This is a genomic window from Vibrio sp. QJM3NY_21 (assembly GCF_057785975.1).
Genome location: NZ_CM173514.1, coordinates 656,663 through 672,206, shown reverse-complemented (window position 1 = coordinate 672,206; position 15,544 = coordinate 656,663). Strand labels below are relative to the sequence as shown.

Sequence of the window (15,544 nt, the reverse complement as noted above, 5' to 3'; positions counted from 1 at the left end):
AATGTCTGTAAATTAAGCTTTCCTCACGAGAGAAAAGCAAAGACTAAACAGATATTTATAAAATAAACACTTCTCGATCAACCAAAAGATATACGTGATATCGCGCAACATGAAATACCGCACGTTTCGGAACATAAATATTGAGTAAAGGCTAAACAGCTCTTGGAGTAGTGTTGAAGTGGCGCTTAAATTCGCGACTAAATTGGGATGGGCTGGAATAGCCAACTCGGCGTGCAGCATCGCTGATGCGTAGGCCTTCTAGTTGAATCAATTCTTTGGCTTTGTTGAGCCTAACCTTCTTCAAGTATTGCAGCGGTGATTCGAACGTTACGTTACGAAAGGCGTTGTGGAACGCAGACACACTCATGTTGGCTTCGTCGGCAAGCGATTGAACAGTGATGGTTTGGTCGTACTCTTCATGCACTTTAGACAGCGCTTTAGCGACACGTGCATAGTGTCCGTCATGATGAGCTAAATCAAACAGCACACGCCCTTCTGAACCTGTTAATGCGCGGTAGACAATCTCCGTCACCATGGCATCTCCCAATATATTGGCTTCAATGTCACAATGTAGAGTTTTGACCAATCGAGTAAAGCTCTCCAGCATTTGCTCTTCCATCGGCGTGGACTCTAAGCCGCTAGAATTCTGTTTGTGCTTATTGCAGTAGCTCTCAAGAAAGCCTTGGTCTTCTAACTTTTTTACCAAGCTGTGCAAACGTTGAGAGTCAATGTTGATAGATAAACCAAGCAATGGTTCACCATTAACAGGCAAAGCCTCACACTCCAACGGCATTGGCACACCGACTACAAGGTAATCACCCGCGGCGTAAGTGACTGGGCGTTCGCCAATATAGATATTCTTTTTACCTTGCCCCAGCATTATGATGCCAGATTGGTAAGTAAAAGGCTGACGCTGATTGCCGCCGCTGCTTCTATATAACCACACGCCGTCAATTTCTGTTTCTCTGATCCCTTCAAGATCATCCCAACCTTTGTGTTCAACGTAAGACTGTAATAACTGCGCGAGTTCTTTCATAAGTGGCGACTTTCCATTCCAAGTGCTAAGAGTATGTAAGCTAAAGCAGAGGAAGAATATCAACTTTGTAGAAATAGGCAATTTATTTGGAGAAACAGCCCTTCATTACCCCGAATGACTGTACTAATATGCAAATATAGAAATTGAGCAATAAACCAAAATAACAAATTTAGCTTTACACAAGGAATCTCTAATGCAATTTACTTATGTTAACCCTACCGTTATCCACTTCGGCCAAGGCCAAATCAACGCTATCAGCCAAGCGGTTGATACTTCGAAGAAAGTACTAGTCATTTACGGTGGCGGTTCAATCAAAAGCAACGGTGTTTACGACCAAGTTGTCGCTTCTCTGAAGGATCACGCTTGGATTGAGTTCGCGGGTGTTGAAGCTAACCCAACGAAAGAGACGCTAGATAAAGCCGTCGCTCTTGTTAAAGAAGAAAACGTAGAGTTCATTATCGCTGTTGGCGGTGGTTCAGTAATCGACGGTTCTAAGTACGTTGCTGCGGCGGCTAAATACGATGGTGACGGTTGGGATATCCTAGCGGGCAAACACCAAGTAACTGAAGCTACTCCTATTGGTGCAGTACTGACACTTCCTGCGACAGGTTCTGAATCTAACATGGGTGCTGTAATCACTCGTAAAGAAACTCAAGAGAAACTGGCATTCATGAACCCTGCGGTACAGCCTAAGTTTGCGGTTATGGATCCAGATGTAATGAAGTCTCTGCCAGAGCGCCAACTGATCAACGGCTTAGTTGATGCGTGGGTTCACGTATGTGAGCAATACATCACAATGCCAACAGACGCGATGGTTCAAGACGGTTACGCAGAAACACTGCTTAAGAACCTACTTGTACTGGGTAAGCAATACGACGAGCGTGACAACGACGCTTGGCGTGCAAACCTAATGTGGACAGCAAACCAAGCGCTTAACGGCCTGATTGGTACCGGCGTTCCTCAAGACTGGGCAACACACATGATTGGCCACGAGTTCACAGCACTATGGCACGTAGACCACGCACGTTCTCTTGCGATTGTTCAACCTTCACTACTTCGTAATCAAATCGAAGCGAAGCGTGGCAAGCTAGATCAAATGGGTCGTAACGTATTTGGCCTAGAAGCGGGTGCCGATTTAGCAGAGCGCACTATTGCTGCAATCGAAGCGTTCTACCACAGCCTAGACGTTCCAACGATGTTCGACGGTTACGAAACAGACAAAGCAACTGCGATTGATAGTGTTGTAGCGCAACTTGAATCACACGGTTACCTAGAACTTGGCGAAAACAAAGCAATCACGCCTCAGAAAACACGTGAGATTCTAGAGTCTGCGATTCAATAGCGGTCAAAATTAGAGCAAGGAAAACAAGGTTCTAAAGAAAATCACCATAATCTAAAAATTTATTCCGTGAAACTGAACCAAATTCTTTGTCTTTGCGTATATCCTCAAGCAGCGTCCAAATCAGGCGCTGCTTTTTAATTTGCCCTACAAGATGCTATTAAATTCTCATAAGTCCTTAATTTTATGTGCATTCAGATTTCTATATTGGTAAGGTAAACCTGTCTCTTTACTAGGTATGAACAACGATTTGAACAATCTCAAGGAAATGGTTAAGTTTAAGTCACTTAACAAGTGGTATGGTGATTTTCATGCCCTAAAGGATATCGATTTAAATATTGAACAAGGAGAGATAGTGGTGATTTGCGGGCCATCAGGTTCGGGTAAATCAACCTTAATCCGTTGTATCAATCAGCTAGAACCTTTCGAAAGTGGCGAGCTTTGCGTGTTAGAACAAGTGCTTCCAAGCAAGTTCAGTACTCCAGGTCAAGTCGGAATGGTGTTTCAGCACTTTCATTTATTCCCCCATCTTACTGTGCTTGAGAACCTAACTCTGTCGCCGATTCGTACGCTTAAAAAAAGCAAACAAGAAGCCGAGAAGATTGCAATGCACTATCTCGAGCGCGTACACATCGCTGAACAAGCCAACAAATACCCAGTGCAACTTTCTGGCGGTCAGCAACAACGTGTAGCTATCGCCCGTTCGCTGTGCATGAAGCCTGAATTACTACTTTTTGATGAACCGACTTCAGCACTTGATCCGGAGATGATCAACGAAGTGCTCGACGTGATGGTTGAACTGGCGAGCGAAGGTATCACCATGGTGTGTGTGACCCACGAAATGGGCTTTGCGAAACAAGTGGCCGACCGCGTTATCTTCATGGATGAAGGACAAATTGTGGAATCGAATACGCCACAAGCGCTCTTTGAAAACCCTCAACATGAACGTACTCAAGCGTTCCTAAATCAGATCCTGACTTATTGATGTTGATTCGAATTATTAAACCCGCCCTATCTGCTTTGGTACAGATTGTTGTACTGGTGGCTGCTGTTGTTTGGATTCTCGACTCTGGTGCACAAACCATGGGATACAGCTGGCAATGGGAGCGTGTGCCGGACTATATTGCTTTCTATGAAGATGGTGAATGGTGGCCTGCAGAATTAGTTGAAGGGCTACTGGTTACCATCAATATCTCTTTGATTTCTTTGGTTGCCACACTGATCATTGGTTTAGCGACAGCACTATTGAGAAACTCAAATTCTGTGGTTGGACGCACCTTAGCCACCAGCTATGTTGAGTTGATTCGTAACACGCCGTTATTAGTACAAATTTATTTGCTCTATTTTGTATTTGGCCCCGTATTAGGGCTCGATCGCTTTAGTACTGCCGTTTTAGCCTTAGCACTTTTCCAAGGCGCTTACACCGCCGAGATATTTCGTGCCGGTTTAAATGGTATTGCGAGAGGACAATTTGAAGCAGCTCAATCCTTGGGCTTATCAAAGACCTATACTTACTGGGATGTGGTTCTTCCTCAGGTGGTGCAACGTACCTTGCCACCGTTGACCAATGAAGTGATCTCTCTTATTAAAAACTCTTCAATTGTAAGTGTCATGGCTATTTTTGACCTGACGACTGAAGCCAGAAACATTGTTTCTGAAACCGCGATGCCATTCGAGATTTGGTTCTCTGTGGCGATCATTTATCTTGCTCTTACACTTTCACTTTCTGCCGTTGCTGCTTGGCTTGAGCATAAGCTCGGGGCTAACTGGCGAACACAATAAGGATTTATCAGCATGAAGCTATTTAAAACCGCGATTACAGCCCTACTAGCGCTTGCCGTAAGTTTGCCTGCACTTGCTTCTGAAACGCCTAACCTCGATAAAATCAACGAACGTGGCTCACTGCGCGTTGGTATGTCGACATTTGTTCCTTGGGCAATGCGTAACAAACAAGGCGATCTCGTTGGCTTCGAAATCGACGTGGCGAAACGCCTTGCCGAAGATTCAGGTTGGAAAGTCGAATTTGTACCTACGGCATGGGATGGCATTATCCCTTCTCTATTATCGAAGAAGTTTGATGTGATCATCGGCGGTATGTCTATTACTGAAGCTCGTGCCAAAAGCGTACTGTTCACTGAACCTTACTCGCACTCTGGTGTTCAACTGGCGGCTAATAAAGAGCTAGCGGAAGGTTTTACTCAGATCTCTGATTTTGACTCTCGTCGCGTGAAAATTGCAGCTCGTCGTGGTGCATTCACAGTTCAAGTGGCTCGTGAAACCTTCCCTAAAGCGAAAGTTCTACAGTTCGATGACGATGCTCAAGCATTCCAAGAAGTGTTAAACGGCAACGCGCACGCAGTTATCGCGTCTAGCCCGAAACCAGAACACGAAGCGATCAAAAACGCAGACACGCTATTTATCCCATTTGAAGAGCGTCTATCCAAAGGTAACGAAGCATTTGCAGTTCGCCTAGGTGAAACTGACAAGGCAGAGTTCTTCAACGAATGGATCAAAGCACGTACTGAAGACGGTTGGTTGAAAGAGCGTTACGAGTACTGGTTCTCTACTTTAGATTGGCAAGACCAGATTGCTCAAGGTCAGTAATCTGAAGTTGAGCTCACTTTTTAATATGAGCTAATCTGTCGAATCTAAATCAAGGCAGTGCACTGTTTGCACTGCCTTCTCATCGACGATTTAAGTAGCCTTTTTAAGTAGCTTTATTTGATTCATTTTAGATCCAAGCAACAACCCAATAATAATTAATGTTTAAACAGGAATGACGTGAGTAGTACTAGCGCATTAACAACACCTAAGCCCAACGTTCATATGAAGCCTTGGTATCAACGCCTTACTCTTTTAGATGGCGTGTTACTCGCCGTCATTTGTGTGTTTGCAGGCTGGCTTTATTATCGTTCGGCTGTTGGTATTAATTACCAGTGGCGCTGGGAAGATGCGTTTACACTAATTTTTATTCCACCTTCTCAAGGCAGTATTCCCTATTTTTTCCAAGGCTTGATCGCAACGCTGCGCTTAAGTTTATGGAGTATGGTGTTAGCACTCTCTTTTGGCACATTGTTAGGTGTGGCAAGACACTCAAAGATCGCTTTTTTCAAAACACCGGCACTGATTTTCATTCAGTTGGTTCGTAATATTCCGCCGCTGGTGTTTGTCTTTATCTTTTACTTCTTTGTTTCTAACCAACTGATCCCATTGCTTGGTTTAGAAAGCATTTTACGTGAGCACAACGGCGAGATTAATGCTGTTCAAGATTTCCTATTCGGCCCAGCTAACCTTTGGGAAAACTTAGCATCTGGTGTTATTTGTATTGGTTTGCTCTCTTCTGCTTATATTGCGGAAGTGATTCGAGCGGGTTTAGAAGGTATTCCTAAAGGCCAATGGGAAGCCGCCGATTCACTTGGCTTGTCTGCATTGTCTAAGTATCGATTTGTGGTTGGCCCGCAAGTATTAACGGCTATCACACCGCCTTTGGCTGGCCAAGCAATCTCCTTGGTTAAAGACACGTCAATTGTGTCTCTGATTTCGATCCAAGAGATGACGTTTGTTGGCACTGAGATGGCAAACTCCTCAGGTTTGATCTTTGAGATCTGGCTGATTGTAGGCTTCGTATATTTTGCTTTGTGCTTTGCACTTTCGCGTCTGTTCAAAGTGATTGAGCAACGTTCTAGTGCTTACCTTAACCACCAGTAACGTCATTAATCAAAAGTACCAAGTCGCCCGGCTATTCATCGCCCTTATCAATTTCACCTGATTGGTTTAAGCTATTGACCAATCAGGATTTACCCCTTCATATTTCTTCTTAGAAACACAGCAAAATGCTCGCCTAATTACTATACTTAACGTACCGAACTACGTTGATTCATCTCAAGGATATTGCTCAACATGGACAATCATAAAGAAAGAGCTTTTTACGCCGTTGTTGGCGCATTGGTTGGAGACGCAGCTTCAATGGGGCTGCACTGGCTGTATGACCAAGAGAGGATCTTACACGTGGCTGGTTTTGAGCCTGAATTTCGCTCACCGAATCGGTTCGATTATCAAGACAAAGGCTACTTTGCGCACCAAGGTAAAACCGCAGGTGAGCAATCGCAATATGGTGCTCAGTTACTGGCGATGGTCGACAGCTTAGTCGACAACCAAAAATACGATGAAGCGAACTATATTCAACATTTCCGCTTCTGGTTTGATTTTGGCGGCAGTTGGCAAGGCTACATTGATAAAGCGACGCGCATGAGCTTGCTGAACATCCATCAATTAGAACTAGAGGACGCCCCGATTACTGCCTGTGGCGCAGACGATACGCAACTTCCCGCAGTCTCAAAGATCATCCCATTGGTGGCGTGTACTTACACCTCTCACACTTTGCCAGCCATGGTAGAGAGTGCGGTGCGAGTCACTAACAATAACGACAAAGCAGTGGAGTGGGCGCAAGCCATCACCCTATTGGTTCAAGCGGCAATTCAAGGCAACTCGCCATTGCAGTCGGTAGAAATGGTGCGACAAACCTGTAGCAAGTTTGTACACGACCAAATCGACATGGCTTTGGGTGATCCCGAACTTTCAATAACAGATGCCGCGAAGAAGTTCGGATTGCATTGTGAACTGAGTGCCGCATTTCCCTTGCTGATTCGCATCATTGCGGGGGCCCAGAGCTTTAAACAAGGTATTCGAGACAATATCTTATGTGGCGGTGACAGCTGCGGGCGTGCAATTGTGATTGGCGCTGTATTAGCGGCGTGTTTCTACGAAGAAGATGGCGAAATTCCATCCGAATGGCTAAAACAAGTCGAACTCAATGGCGGCGTGCTGTCTTTGCCTATTGAGTGATTTGCCGTAATAACGAACAAGGCAAAGCGCCTTTCTTGCTCAAGAGCTCGAAAGGCGCTTTTCTTTTCACTAGCCACCTAAAGTAATCACTTAAAAGAATGACTTAAAGGAATAGCTTCAGTTTTGGTCAATAAACTTTGCGGATCCCTACGACCGCCAGTTTATTGAGCTAACCAACCCTGAGAACTAGAACCTTCTCTAGAACCTTCTCTAGAACTGATACGCAGCGGAAAGCTTGTAGTTACGACCTGGTTCATAGTCATCCAAGGTAAAGCCTCTTGCTGTACCCGAACGAGACGCGTGTGAGGTGTATTGCCCATCAAACACGTTATCGATACCAAAGGTGACAGACAATCCATCCACATTTGATGGCACCCACTGAGCATACAGGTTATGAACGTCATAGCTTTCTTTCATCGGCTGACCATCGAATACATTGTCTTCGTCTTTAACAAACATTGAGTTCCATCCAAAGATCGTCTCAAGAGCTTCAGACTGATAATCGAGTGTTAGCGTGATGCTGTCACCCATATCAATGCTGCGACCATTACCACCCGCGACAGCGCCGCCTGTGTCTTTGTTTTTAGTATCTGAACGAGCATAAGAAAGCTTACTGTTAAACATCTCGTAACCGTAAGACAAGCTCGCCTCAAAGCCCTTTATCTCGACGTCACCTAAGTTGTAAATCAAGTAACTCTGGTTTACGGGTTGATACTCTTCGGCAATGTAATCATCAATATTGGTTTGGAATACAGTTAGGTTTGCGCCAATAAAGTGGTTATCTAAACGTTTATCGAAGCGCACACCACCTTGCGTGTTCTGCCCGGTTTCAGCCTTAATGTCGTCAGCTAAGAACGCTGCGTCTTGGTAAGCAATAAAGGTCTCCATCAACTCGGGTCCTTTGAACAGTGAACGGGTGCTCGCGAACAGCGTCCAATCTTGGGTCACATCCCATTGCGTTGCCAACGACCATGTTACGTCGTCAAAGTCATCGTTTCCTGTTTCGGCTTTACGCTGGTAATCATCAAAACGAACACCTGCAGTGATCGAAAAGGCTTGAGTAAAGTAGAACTGGTCTTCAACAAAAAGTGCGGTAGAAATTGCTGACTCATCCATAAACTTACTGCTGCCGTAATAGCTGCTCGATGACTTGTCCATGTAGTCAAAGCCATAAGTCGCGATATTATTAAACGACATCAGGCGATAGTCCGATTGGAACTTAGCATTCAGGCCAAAGTTTTGGTTTTTCGCTGTATTGTTAGATAAGCGGTTCGATGGCCAACGCGGTGCCATAACACTTTCATCACGCTGAATCTCGGTCCCTGTGTTGTACAGAATGACGTTACCTTGATGACTTTCGCCACGTAGCTCATAACTTGCAGTAATAGTGTCACGGTCATAATCAGTTGGAATCAGGATGTCGCTAGACAAGCCTTCGTTAGCACCACCTGACATATCTGGACGCGGGCTGTAATCACCACTATCACGGTAGAGATCATAAGAGAGTTCAAAGCGGTGTAAGTCACTCGGTTCATAACCAATCTTACCGAGAATGTTATACACGTCCCCTTCTGAGCCGAAGGTTTCATTGCCGTCGCCGTCCTTAAAATCATCACGGCTCATATAGTGACTGTAGAGCATGGCATCGACCTTATCCGACAACAAACCATACACAGTTAAAGAACCTTGCTGACTTGCATTCGTTGCGTAGCCGCCATAAACACGAGCGCCAAAACTCTCGTCATAACGAAGCAGATCTTTCGCATCTTTGGTTTCAAAAAGCACCGAACCGCCTAGTCCATTTTGCGTAACCGAGTTATTACCGACTTGGATATCGGCCGATTTCAAGATGTCAGGATTAAGAGTCAAGTTACCGATATGGTGGAACATATTGGCGTGCTGAGAAGCACCATCGAGCCGAATGTCTAAGTCGGTTTCACTTAAGCCACGGATGGTAATTCGTTGGTTCACCGAGTGCGTGCCCCCAACATCAACACCGGGAATCTCACGCAGTAGATCTGACATATGGTCAGCTTGCTTGAGTGACATGTCATCGGCAATGATCGACTCAGTGTTGCTTGTTACTCTCGTTCCCCACACCACAACTTCATCAAAGTGCGATGTTTTTTGCTCTGCAATCACTGGGCTACTAAACGCGCTGGCAATTGCAATGCAGAGGGCTGAAAGCTTGATTGTTGAGTTGACTGGGCTTTCCATAAATTCAATCCTAGATGTAAATGATAATAATTCGCAAACATGATAGGATTGTAATTTATAAATGCACAGATGATTTGCTTATGCAGAAACGCATAGGTGTTATGAGGAACGGTCAAATGAGTGAAGTAACATCAAAGCAAACTAAACTTGCCGAAACGGCTACGACTGGAAGAGTCGAATTAAACAAGAAAGCTGTGTTAACGAACAAACCAGTGTTAACAAAGAAGCCCGTGTTAACTAAAAAAGTGGCTCTGACCAAGAAGCTAGAACAGACTGAAAAGCAGATCATCGTGACACAAGGTCAAACCAAACAGACCTCGCTTGCTGAGGGTAAATTCCTTTCTTACCAATACAATGACCAAATTTTTGTGCATGGCGGACGCTGTATAGAATTGGTCGACAGCAACATCGTTTCAACGGCTCACTCAGCGATCTTGATTACGATTCTTCTCGAAGGGAAACTCACCTTTGGCTATGACGATCTTGAGTTCGATCTCGATGCCAACTCTGGCCCACAAGGTGTGGTGGTGAACCTTGCCAAGCCTGCCAACTTTAGGCGCTCTTTAATCCAAGGTAATAAAATAAATAAGATCAACATCTTGGTTAAGCCTCAATGGGTCGAGCCTCGTTTAAGCGACCACTGTGCTAGCAAGTCATTCCTAGATTCACACAAAGCGTTTTACGAGTTAGAGCTAAAACCTGACATCATTCAACTCACAAACAGATTAACCAGCCAAGCGACACCGACTAACTTTCAAGACAAGTTAATAGTCGAAACACTCACCCAACAGTTACTTGCTCAAACCCTGTCGCAGATGCCGATTCAATGTTGTCAGCAATGCACTTCCGACGATAGCCACACAAATACAGAGAGCACAGATCCAGTCATCGCCTCACACAATACAAACTCGAGTGTAAACCTTGATATGGCCAGTACATCAAACAGTTTCGATGCCAAGATTGAAGATATCATCAGCTACATTGAAATCAATCTGGATCAGCCACTCAGTCTTGAAAGCATCGCAAGTCGATTCTCGATGAGTATCTCCAACTTACAACGCCGCTTTAAGCAGTCTTACAACCTCACTATCAACGGCTATATCCGACACCGACGCTTAGATATCGCGCGCCAACACTTAGAACGAGGCTTAGTTTCAATAACCGAAGCAGCCTATGAAGCGGGTTATCAGCACCCTTCCAACTTCACCAGTGCTTTTAAGAAAGCCTTTGGTGTTCCGCCCCATGCACTTGTAAAAAGTTCAGTCGCAAGAAACCGCTAGTTACCGAACCCAGTAAGATTAATAACTCCGAGTTAAAATCGGGAGATGAATGTCGATAACTCTGATCCTAGCGATGCTACAAACAAGTTTTGGGGTAGTATCGTCGCAAGGTTTTACTTCGAAGATATTGCAGGCAAACTATTAGGAGCCAAGAGAAGGCTTAATGAAGAGTGCAGATTTGGATTGGTGACATTCGGGGCATTGTTGGCGATTAAGTCTTAAATAGAAGCTAAAACTAATCAACTCAATGACACATTGTGCCATTGAGTTGATTTATAATTTTCAATTAGCTGGTTCTAAAGTAGTTATTACTTTGAAAGCCACAAACGATTAGAGCTGCTGACTCTTAGGAGTTTCTATATTCCACTCTTCACCGATAGTCTCAGATACCGCAAGCAGGCCCTCAAGGTAAATGGAAACTTCTTCACTTGATTCAACTGTGAAATAAAAGTCCTTCTCAGTTTCCTGAGCAGCAAAGATTAGGTCATCAGTTAAAGTCAATGTGTTGGGTTTAACCATGTACTCACTCGACATTTCGATAGAGTGGTAACGTTTATATCCGTCTACAGCGATCCCTCTTGGAACATTGCAGCGTGCTTCTTTAACAACGTAACTACCTGGCTTGATATTATCAAACAATACGTACTCTAGATCTTCGTAGACTGTCATTCTCAACGTCTCCGGTTCTTGAGCGAGTTCATCACCAATCTTTTCGTACATTAGAATCGAAAAAGTATCACACGGATAAGCACTGCCAACCTTAATGATCTTCGTAGTAATACCAATAGCTCCATCTCCATGAGGAGCAGATAGAGTATTCGACGCATTATGAGGTAACGTCATACAACCAGTTAAGCTAGCTACCAAAGCCATTGGCAGAAAATATTTCATACAAAGCCTTTATTCTTATCAATATAATTATTCGGCGACCCTATCATTAAAAATCCAGACCGAAAACACAGATTGATAAAATATTGATATAGTTAGCATTATTTTATAATTCAGCTGACAGTTCTCATATTTACACGTCCTTTGTTGGCAAGATTAAGACAACTATCTGATGGAGATACAGACTAAAGGAATGAGTTCATCTCAATTATTACTAACTATTTACGCCACATATAGACAAACTGATCGTTTTGCGAGGTGATTTCGAAGCCAAACCTTAAATACAACTCCCCAACTCGATTACCTTGTAAATAACACAACTGCACAGGCTTATTGAGTTTGGCTGCTTGAGCTAAGCAATCCGTTAAAACCTGGCTGCCAATACCTTTGCCATGATATTCAGGCAGTAGGAAGAATCGGCAAAAATAGCAGTGCTCGCCTTTGTCTTGCAACAACACACTACCAATCGCTTTACCCTGATATTCAATGATTTCAGGCCGTTCTTCTGCCCACTCTTCGGCGTGTATATCTCGTTGAATCTGCTCATCCCAGCCAAAAACAGCCTTAATTGGCTCAAATTCAGCCGCCTTTTTTAGCTCGAACAGGAATTCATAATCTGATGACTGAGCGGGTCTTGTCGAATACTTCAAAATATCTCCAACAATAATCAATGAACTATAACTAATGAATCAGAATCACCAGCGGCTTCATTTCCAAAAAGCTCGCTCACGACAAGTAAGTGAGAATGAGAAAGGTGCCAGTGTTCATTTAGGGTTTAGTTGATAGCGTAGAACTTCGTGTTTATCTTGCTCTGAGTAAAAGGTATTTAAGAACTGCCCACCACACTTCTCAATCACTTTTTGCGAAGTAATATTGCCCCTCTCACACGTAATAATAGCGCTTTCAGACAATACGTGCCGTTGAACCCAAGACAACATATGACTTGCGATACCCCGCCCTCTCGCTTGTGGCAAAGTCTCGTAGCCGATATGTCCTATGACATCGTGAATGTACTCACTAGTCCCATGACGAACTCTTATGACACCAAGGATTTGACCAGAGTCGATACAAAAATATGTAGAAGCCGGCGTCCAACCTGCTGGCAGTTCCTCACCTTTTGAATAAGCGACTCGCCTTTTTAAATACGCATCACTACTGTCAGAAATACCTGTGTAAATATCTAACCCATCCTCAGAGCAAGCATTCACATAGTGATGAAAGGCATTTGAGTGCGCCATATCTGCTTTGACTATATCCATATAACTTCTATTCCTACCTAATACTCGCCTGACTATTCACTAAGCTCAAAGCTAAGTGCATGGTGTATTCTTGATGCCCTGTATGTTCATCAACTTGTTCACTCACAATAGAAAAGCCTTGGGACAAGTAGAACTGAATCGTCGCTTGGTTCTCTTTGTAAACACTCAAAGACAAAGTCGGGCATTCAAGCTTGGCATGTTGCATTAGCTGCTTGCCAATACCACTTCCTTGATATTCTGGGCTGACAAAGATGGCTGCCAATATCCCTTCATAAAGCGAATAAAACCCGCGAACACCTCCATCAACTTCGAACACATAGGTTTTTGAGGCAGGAAGGTAGATATCACGCATATTCCCCACTTGCGACTCCCAAAACTCAGGAGCCACAAAGTCATGGGCCTTTATCGAGGCGGTTAACCAAATATCTAAAACGGCTTCAATATCAGTTGGGATGTACTCTCTAATCATCTTAATTCTCAGGCAATTAATGTTGTTTAAACTGCGAACCAGTATGCCAAGAAGCGACGTAAATTCATTGAAGATTTACGACAATGTCCCAGTCAGAATTATTGAACGGCAATGATAGACCAATACTATTAGCCTCTATTGCTTCTTAACGTATTTAGCTGTCACAAGCATTTCACCGCCACCATCAAGCTTACAGTCTAGTTGGTGGTCTTTGCCTTCATTGATTCGTCTGATTACCGCTTTAGTGCCGATTTTCAGTACAGAAGAACTGCCTTTGATTTTTAGATCTTTAATGAAGGTAACTTTATCGCCACTTTCCAATACAACGCCATTCACGTCCTTAACACGCGCGGCTTCTCTTTCTAAACGCTCTTCTTCTGGGTTCCATTCGTAGGCACACTCAGGACAAATTAGGTTGTTTTGGTCTGGGTAGACGTATTCAGATTGGCATTGGGGACAAGGAGGTAAAGACATACGTTAATACTTCATTTAAATAGAATTTGCGTCCATTTTAATGACTCTTGCTAGGCTTAGCGAGCACAAATCTAACCGATGAACCTAAAGGAAGAAAAGAGCGGATCTAAAACGAACAAACACAGCCGTTATGCTGTGTTTGTTGAAGAAACGAGTTTACCTAAGCGGCAGCATTAACCTAGTCAGATTAACGCTCTACTTTTGGTGAGTAGATCGAATACGCTGTGATTTGCCCTGCAACAATCGCTGAGAACATGAATAACGCCGATAAACCGATGCTTGGAATCGGCAAAATAGATTGTTCAAACACCGATTGGCTGGCACTCACCAGCACGCGGCTACCCGGAACCAAAATGATGATCCCCTGCACGATGTAGATTGAGCCCGTGAGTTCCATCTTCTTGGCAATCCAAGTTCCGTACAAAGTAATAAGAACCGTGGTTACCCAAGTACCCACAACCCAACCACTATCAAAACCGAGGTAGAACGGCCCCCACATGCCAAGAACCGCAACTGGCAAGCCAAGTAAAATGTCTTTAGGTCGCGCATTAAACATCACACCGATAGACACGGAGATCAGCACCAAGCCAGATATGTGCATCCACATCGGAACCGCATTGGTATAGTCGATGGAGACCGCTTGTCCCCATATCGCTTCACCGATGTTGAGCCCCATGATAATCCCGACAAACAGCTTTATCAGGGTTAAGGCACTCTGCCCTAGTAAACTGGTACCCGAGACGAGATCATTAAACGCCAAACACTCTAAAGCGTTAGCTATCGATAATCCGGGGACGAACAAGACGATCGAGGCGATACACAACGCCCACACCGGAATCGGCAACCCTGTACTTGCCAAAAACGCCACAAAAATACCCGTTAACAATGCCGAGATGAATTCAACCGCGATAGCACGACGTGAATGAAGAACTTGCTGACATACCCAAACCATCAAACCCAATAACGCAGAAAAGCCAACCGCTTCCAATGTACTGCCCACCAGCATCAAATACGCAGGCGGAATACCCATATTGGCAAGTGCCGTCACAAATTTAGAGTAGCCGACAGGCTCTGGTACAGGCTCACTGCTCGGTTGGTTAATACGGATGATCGTATTGGCCAACAAACTCAGGTTAATTGAAGCAGGCTTTAGACGCTTTAGAATCACAGCGTTGTTATCGTCTGGAAACTGATAATTAATCGCGGTTGGCGTTGCTTGGATCATCACATCCACACCATGCTTTTTAGCATAATATTGTGTATATTTTTCAAGCTTATACGGAGCGCAACCACTGCGGTGAAGAGTATCACCAATTTCAACAATTTTGTTAATTCGGAACTGAGAAGGCATGGGTATTTTAGGGGAGACAAAATGTGCGGCAAATGTACCAAACGATAGACGGAATGACGAGGCTTTTGCGTGAATTATCAACTGAACTCGTTACTTTTTTCTGCAAAGGCTTAGAAGTCTCTATAACTCTACTCATTTGGGATTAGTTTACTGAATACTTTGACCGACTAATAAGTTAAATTTATGCATTCAGATTGTTATTAACGAACGCCAAAACACGAATAAAAATCAGTTTATGTTAACACTCCAAATACCTTAATTTTCATTAGATTTATAACAACTAAGCATCACCAAAGCAGGCTTATAAATTAAGGTGGATTTATCGCAAAAAGCAGTATGACATTTACTATTATTTCTCGCTCTCCTTTTAACGAGATTTTAGTCAC

The 15,544-nt window shown here is 43.9% G+C and carries 15 protein-coding genes; 7 read left to right on the top strand and 8 right to left on the bottom strand.

The features are described 5' to 3' along the window. Positions 1–151: 151 nt before the first annotated feature. Complete coding sequence (locus AC3CID_RS18655) at positions 152–1,036, bottom strand: AraC family transcriptional regulator (RefSeq protein ID WP_171308950.1); 885 nt, start codon at positions 1,034–1,036, stop codon at positions 152–154. A gap of 193 nt (positions 1,037–1,229) precedes the next feature. Here AC3CID_RS18655 and AC3CID_RS18650 point away from each other — a divergent pair, with 193 nt between their 5' ends. From AC3CID_RS18650 to AC3CID_RS18625, 6 genes are all read left to right on the top strand, one after another. Then, positions 1,230–2,378, top strand: coding sequence for an iron-containing alcohol dehydrogenase (locus AC3CID_RS18650; protein WP_488527892.1), 1,149 nt, complete (start codon positions 1,230–1,232; stop codon positions 2,376–2,378). A 235-nt stretch (positions 2,379–2,613) separates the two neighbouring features. Further along, positions 2,614–3,360, top strand: coding sequence for an amino acid ABC transporter ATP-binding protein (locus AC3CID_RS18645; protein WP_102495038.1), 747 nt, complete (start codon positions 2,614–2,616; stop codon positions 3,358–3,360). Then, a complete protein-coding gene (locus AC3CID_RS18640) occupies positions 3,360–4,157 on the top strand; it encodes an amino acid ABC transporter permease (RefSeq protein ID WP_488527891.1) in 798 nt (265 codons plus the stop codon). Before AC3CID_RS18645 ends, AC3CID_RS18640 begins: the two co-directional genes overlap by 1 nt. 12 nt (positions 4,158–4,169) lie before the next feature. Continuing rightward, positions 4,170–4,979, top strand: a complete 810-nt coding sequence (locus AC3CID_RS18635; protein WP_017093706.1) for a transporter substrate-binding domain-containing protein — start codon at positions 4,170–4,172, stop codon at positions 4,977–4,979. A 177-nt stretch (positions 4,980–5,156) separates the two neighbouring features. Continuing rightward, complete coding sequence (locus AC3CID_RS18630) at positions 5,157–6,083, top strand: amino acid ABC transporter permease (RefSeq protein WP_102482540.1); 927 nt, start codon at positions 5,157–5,159, stop codon at positions 6,081–6,083. A gap of 192 nt (positions 6,084–6,275) precedes the next feature. Then, positions 6,276–7,220, top strand: coding sequence for an ADP-ribosylglycohydrolase family protein (locus AC3CID_RS18625; protein ID WP_488527890.1), 945 nt, complete (start codon positions 6,276–6,278; stop codon positions 7,218–7,220). Between the two features lie 210 nt (positions 7,221–7,430). Here the strand turns inward: AC3CID_RS18625 and AC3CID_RS18620 are convergent, their stop codons facing one another. After that, positions 7,431–9,437 (bottom strand): TonB-dependent siderophore receptor, encoded by a 2,007-nt coding sequence (locus AC3CID_RS18620; protein WP_488527889.1) that lies wholly within the window; start codon positions 9,435–9,437, stop codon positions 7,431–7,433. Between the two features lie 20 nt (positions 9,438–9,457). Between AC3CID_RS18620 and AC3CID_RS18615 the strand changes: the two genes are divergently transcribed. Then, the gene (locus AC3CID_RS18615; protein WP_171308957.1) at positions 9,458–10,717 is read left to right on the top strand and encodes an AraC family transcriptional regulator; all 1,260 of its coding nucleotides are present in this window, start codon (positions 9,458–9,460) and stop codon (positions 10,715–10,717) included. A 330-nt stretch (positions 10,718–11,047) separates the two neighbouring features. On the opposite strand, the gene AC3CID_RS18610 is transcribed toward AC3CID_RS18615, so the two are convergent. From AC3CID_RS18610 to AC3CID_RS18585, 6 genes are all read right to left on the bottom strand, one after another. Then, positions 11,048–11,608: a hypothetical protein gene (locus tag AC3CID_RS18610; protein WP_171308958.1), complete on the bottom strand. Its 561-nt coding sequence runs from the start codon at positions 11,606–11,608 to the stop codon at positions 11,048–11,050. 215 nt (positions 11,609–11,823) lie between these two features. Next, positions 11,824–12,255: a GNAT family N-acetyltransferase gene (locus tag AC3CID_RS18605; RefSeq protein WP_372243706.1), complete on the bottom strand. Its 432-nt coding sequence runs from the start codon at positions 12,253–12,255 to the stop codon at positions 11,824–11,826. Between the two features lie 114 nt (positions 12,256–12,369). Next, positions 12,370–12,864 (bottom strand): GNAT family N-acetyltransferase, encoded by a 495-nt coding sequence (locus tag AC3CID_RS18600; RefSeq protein ID WP_488527888.1) that lies wholly within the window; start codon positions 12,862–12,864, stop codon positions 12,370–12,372. A gap of 13 nt (positions 12,865–12,877) precedes the next feature. After that, complete coding sequence (locus AC3CID_RS18595; RefSeq protein WP_488527887.1) at positions 12,878–13,333, bottom strand: N-acetyltransferase; 456 nt, start codon at positions 13,331–13,333, stop codon at positions 12,878–12,880. A gap of 135 nt (positions 13,334–13,468) precedes the next feature. After that, on the bottom strand, positions 13,469–13,807 hold the full coding sequence (locus AC3CID_RS18590; protein WP_004731484.1) for a zinc ribbon domain-containing protein YjdM: 339 nt from the start codon (positions 13,805–13,807) through the stop codon (positions 13,469–13,471). Positions 13,808–13,994: 187 nt separating this feature from the next. Continuing rightward, positions 13,995–15,158 (bottom strand): threonine/serine exporter family protein, encoded by a 1,164-nt coding sequence (locus AC3CID_RS18585; RefSeq protein ID WP_017058966.1) that lies wholly within the window; start codon positions 15,156–15,158, stop codon positions 13,995–13,997. Between the last annotated feature and the right edge of the window lie 386 nt (positions 15,159–15,544).

Bases quoted from the DNA above. Each gene is read 5' to 3' on its own strand.
- AC3CID_RS18645 (WP_102495038.1), top strand. From the start codon at position 2,614: ATGAACAACGATTTGAACAATCTCAAGGAAATGGTTAAGTTTAAGTCA.
- AC3CID_RS18640 (WP_488527891.1), top strand. From the start codon at position 3,360: ATGTTGATTCGAATTATTAAACCCGCCCTATCTGCTTTGGTACAGATT.
- AC3CID_RS18635 (WP_017093706.1), top strand. From the start codon at position 4,170: ATGAAGCTATTTAAAACCGCGATTACAGCCCTACTAGCGCTTGCCGTA.
- AC3CID_RS18650 (WP_488527892.1), top strand. From the start codon at position 1,230: ATGCAATTTACTTATGTTAACCCTACCGTTATCCACTTCGGCCAAGGC.
- AC3CID_RS18600 (WP_488527888.1), bottom strand. From the start codon at position 12,864: ATGGATATAGTCAAAGCAGATATGGCGCACTCAAATGCCTTTCATCAC.
- AC3CID_RS18620 (WP_488527889.1), bottom strand. From the start codon at position 9,437: ATGGAAAGCCCAGTCAACTCAACAATCAAGCTTTCAGCCCTCTGCATT.
- AC3CID_RS18625 (WP_488527890.1), top strand. From the start codon at position 6,276: ATGGACAATCATAAAGAAAGAGCTTTTTACGCCGTTGTTGGCGCATTG.
- AC3CID_RS18590 (WP_004731484.1), bottom strand. From the start codon at position 13,807: ATGTCTTTACCTCCTTGTCCCCAATGCCAATCTGAATACGTCTACCCA.
- AC3CID_RS18585 (WP_017058966.1), bottom strand. From the start codon at position 15,158: ATGCCTTCTCAGTTCCGAATTAACAAAATTGTTGAAATTGGTGATACT.
- AC3CID_RS18595 (WP_488527887.1), bottom strand. From the start codon at position 13,333: ATGATTAGAGAGTACATCCCAACTGATATTGAAGCCGTTTTAGATATT.
- AC3CID_RS18610 (WP_171308958.1), bottom strand. From the start codon at position 11,608: ATGAAATATTTTCTGCCAATGGCTTTGGTAGCTAGCTTAACTGGTTGT.
- AC3CID_RS18615 (WP_171308957.1), top strand. From the start codon at position 9,458: ATGATAATAATTCGCAAACATGATAGGATTGTAATTTATAAATGCACA.
- AC3CID_RS18655 (WP_171308950.1), bottom strand. From the start codon at position 1,036: ATGAAAGAACTCGCGCAGTTATTACAGTCTTACGTTGAACACAAAGGT.